The sequence below is a fragment of the Microcoleus sp. Pol10D4 genome, assembly GCF_036701555.1.
Classification (GTDB): Bacteria; Cyanobacteriota; Cyanobacteriia; order Cyanobacteriales; family Microcoleaceae; genus Microcoleus.
This window is the reverse complement of the sequence record NZ_JAUBRA010000146.1, coordinates 1-4,014: the sequence shown is the minus strand read 5'-3', so window position 1 is coordinate 4,014 and position 4,014 is coordinate 1. Positions and strand designations below refer to the sequence as shown.

Sequence of the window (4,014 nt, the reverse complement as noted above, 5' to 3'; positions counted from 1 at the left end):
GAGTTGAATTCCTTGACGGGGTAGATTCATATATCTCTTTTTTTGTCAACTTCTAATACTGTACCGACGCTCTAGCAAATTTTGGATGACCTGCCTTTCCAGAGCGATATCTACTAAAAGCATCTTTCAAGTCAATTAAAGCATTTTGATAAACTCGACTAGACAACTGGTTCATCCAGCCAAATTCAGGCTGTTTCTTGACGTGGTTGGTAAGAACTTTTTTAACTTCGTTGATCACCTTCGAGTCTGTGAATTTTCCCTCGCTATACATTTGAGTCCGCAAGCTTAACCCAAAGTTAAATACTACGCGCCGGAATCCTGCGTGTCTTGCCATCAAAGTCGCTTCGTTGTTATTCAGTTTGAGCGCTCGTTTGACAGCAAACACAAAACTTCCTCTCAATGATTAACTATGGAGAATTTTAGCAAACTATTTGGCAATTTAGTCAAGCTCCACAAAAGTGTGGCTTGCTTCAAGGCAACTCACAGGACAAAATTATAGTTGACAAAAATTACGCGAACTGCTTATAATAACAAACCCTACAATTAAACTTAAATGTTTGAGGGCTATCAGTGCTAAGGCGTGATGTCGATCGCCCGCAAATTTACAGATTTCTGCATTTGAGCGTGACTAAAACTCAACCTGTATCCGGGTATACATTGCCAGTATTTGCCTGTGCGGCCGCACTTGCAGCTTTGCGGTGCTTGCGTGAGGGTATTCAGTCTCTAGATAGCGTATCAGTAAATTTACTGGAACCGCAAATAACGGCAGAAATTCCGATCGAACAGGCGTCTGTACTCAAAACTAATACCGCTTTAGGAGTAACTCGCTCCGATCCGGGGGACAATCTCGATCTGACTCGCAATACCCCCCTTTGGGCAATGGTGGAATTGGGGAATTGGGAAGAGCGAGAGAGGGAGAGAGAGGGAGAGAATCGGGGAGAGGAAGAGCAGATTGTGATTCTCGGCGGTGAAGGTATAGGGCGTCACACAGTTGGTGGAGGGGCGGCGATCTATGATTACGCAATGCGGCTGCTGCGATCGAATCTGAGCCTAGAACTCGCACGGGGAGAAAAAATTACTGTCACCCTTATTCTGCCGTCTGGGCGACAACTAGCCACCCGCACTTCTAACGAAGCTTTCGGCGTGGTAGAAGGACTTTCGCTGCTGGGTACAACGGGCATTTCTCAACCACTGAGTGCCCCTGGACAGTTGGAACTTTACCGCGAACAATTGCAACAAAAAGCCGAATTGTTTGACTGTTTGGTTTTCTGCATCGGCGAAAACGGCTTGGATTTGGCGCGACAACTGGGGATTAATCCTGATAGGCTCGTCAAAACCGCTAACTGGCTCGGCCCGTTGCTGGTAGAGGCAGGATATCAGGGCGTGCAGTCAATTTTGCTGTTTGGCTATCACGGGAAACTGATGAAATTGGCGGCGGGGATTTTTCACACTCACCACCACTTGGCTGACGGGCGCAGGGAAATTCTCACAGCTTACTGTGCTAAAGCTGGAATGCCTGCCGATGCGTGTTCCGCAATTTTTGCTGCAGCGACAGCCGAAGAGGCTCTTGGGCAACTGCGGGCTTTAGACGCCGAGTTTGGGAGCAATTGGGTCGATCGAATTTACGGCGACATCGCCGGACAAATAGACTTGCGCTCATCGGATTGTATTTTTACTCACACTAACTTGCACATCCCCGTGGGCTCGGTGATGTTCGGGCGCGATCGCAAAATTATTGTTAAAAGTGATATAGGAGATACATTTTTGACCCAAATTTGTTAATGTAGTGTGAATATCCCTGAATTCTGTTTAAAACATCGGTCAGGGATAATATTTAACAAGTAATAATTCTCTGTCCCTAAACCTTAATTATACTAGGTTGCTTCGGAAAGCTATTTCTGAAGCAAGAATTCAATTAATTAGGGTAAGGCTCGAAGTAAATCTATGCTTGCCCTGTGCCCGATTAATCGACTAACATCGCTGACAGCAATCTAGTATGAATAAGATTTATTTATAGCGACTAATGGTTCATCGCCTTCCTTAGAATTGTACTGAGACCGCGACAGATACCTCCGCTACTTTCTGCCCAATTAGCACTTAGCAATTACGCAATAACCGTGACTACTCAAATAGAAACTGAATCCGTTCTCACCAACTCTTTTCTGCAGCAGATCGATCGCCAGATCATAGTGATTCTCGACTTCGGTTCGCAATATTCCGAACTGATCGCTCGCCGCATTCGCGAAACTCAAGTATATTCAGAAGTTATTTCTTACCGAACTACGGCAGAACAGTTAAAAGCTATCAATCCTAAAGGAATTATTCTGTCAGGAGGCCCGAGTTCTGTATACGATGAAAGAGCTCCCCACTGCGACCCAGAAATTTGGAATTTGGGAATACCGGTGTTGGGAGTGTGTTACGGGATGCAGTTGATGGTAAAGCAACTCGGAGGAAAGGTTGAACGGGCTAAGTTAGCCGAATACGGCAAGGCATCGCTATTTATTGACGATCCTACAGATTTGCTGACAAATGTCGAAGAAGGCAGCACGATGTGGATGAGCCACGGAGACTCCTGTTCCGAGTTGCCTTCGGGTTTTGAGATCCTCGCTCACACGGACAATACTCCGTGTGCTGCTGTTGCTAACCACGAGAACAATTTGTACGGGGTTCAGTTTCACCCAGAAGTAGTTCACTCGATCGGGGGAATAGCTTTAATTCGCAACTTTGTTTACCACATTTGCGAGTGCGAACCGACTTGGACGACAGCTACTTTTGTGGAGGAATCGATTCGCGAAATTCGCGCCCAAGTGGGGGATAAACGAGTTTTGCTGGCTCTATCCGGTGGTGTAGATTCTTCTACTTTGGCTTTCTTGCTGCACAAGGCGATCGGCGACAAACTTACCTGTATGTTTATCGACCAAGGGTTTATGCGGAAGTATGAACCAGAACGGTTGGTAAAATTATTTAAAGAGCAATTCCACATTGATGTTGAGTATGTTAATGCTCGCGAACGCTTTTTAGCTCAACTTGAAGGAATAACCGATCCTGAAGTAAAACGCAAGCGGATAGGTCACGAATTTATTAACGTATTTGAAGAAGAATCGAAGCGTCTGGGCCCCTTTGACTACCTCGCACAAGGTACTCTTTATCCTGATGTGATTGAGTCGGCTGACACTAATGCAGACCCGAAAAGTGGCGAGCGAGTTGCTGTTAAAATTAAAAGCCACCACAACGTCGGCGGTTTGCCGAAAGATTTGCGATTTAAGCTGATTGAACCGCTGCGAAAACTGTTTAAGGATGAGGTGCGAAAAGTCGGCCGGTCGATCGGGCTTCCCGAAGAAATCGTGAACCGACAACCTTTCCCCGGCCCGGGATTGGCGATTCGGATCATAGGAGAAGTTACCGCAGAGAGACTAAATATTTTGCGGGATGCTGACTTCATTGTTCGCCAAGAAATTAACCGGCACGGATTGTACGGTGAACTTTGGCAAGCTTTTGCAGTTTTGCTGCCGATTCGCAGTGTAGGGGTGATGGGCGATCAGCGCACTTATGCTTACCCGATTGTTCTGCGGTTTATTAAGAGTGAAGACGGGATGACGGCTGATTGGGCGCGGGTTCCTTATGATTTGTTAGAACTGATCTCGAATCGGATTGTGAATGAGGTTAAGGGGGTGAACCGGGTGGTTTACGATATTACTTCTAAGCCACCGGGAACGATCGAGTGGGAGTGATTTGTAGTTAGCGATTAAGTAGGCGGACTAATTTTTTTGTCTGTCTACTTATTTTGATTTTGGATAAAAGGGGGATTCCCTCTGGGATAGCTACGCTTCACGGGCTTCAGGGGATGGGGGAGTGGGAAGGGCGATCGCTTTTATAGAACGCATTTGACATTTTTTGCTGTATATAAGTAAAGTGACTGCAAAATTCGTATCCAGCAGTTATAGTCATTTCAAATAAGTATGAGACACTCTTTATGCACAATAAGCACGAATAACTTCATCAAGAGATGTGTTA

General features: G+C 45.8%; 3 protein-coding genes. 2 read left to right on the top strand and 1 reads right to left on the bottom strand.

Annotation, left to right across the window (positions count from 1 at the left end):
- Positions 1-52: 52 nt before the first annotated feature.
- The gene (locus tag QUA36_RS30860; RefSeq protein ID WP_333460120.1) at positions 53-385 is read right to left on the bottom strand and encodes a helix-turn-helix domain-containing protein; all 333 of its coding nucleotides are present in this window, start codon (positions 383-385) and stop codon (positions 53-55) included.
- A gap of 239 nt (positions 386-624) precedes the next feature.
- Between QUA36_RS30860 and cbiD the strand changes: the two genes are divergently transcribed.
- Together cbiD and guaA are read left to right on the top strand one after the other, a co-directional pair.
- Complete coding sequence (gene cbiD / locus QUA36_RS30855; RefSeq protein WP_333460121.1) at positions 625-1,782, top strand: cobalt-precorrin-5B (C(1))-methyltransferase CbiD; 1,158 nt, start codon at positions 625-627, stop codon at positions 1,780-1,782.
- Between the two features lie 347 nt (positions 1,783-2,129).
- The gene (guaA, locus tag QUA36_RS30850) at positions 2,130-3,731 is read left to right on the top strand and encodes a glutamine-hydrolyzing GMP synthase (protein WP_445301471.1); all 1,602 of its coding nucleotides are present in this window, start codon (positions 2,130-2,132) and stop codon (positions 3,729-3,731) included.
- Positions 3,732-4,014: the final 283 nt, after the last annotated feature.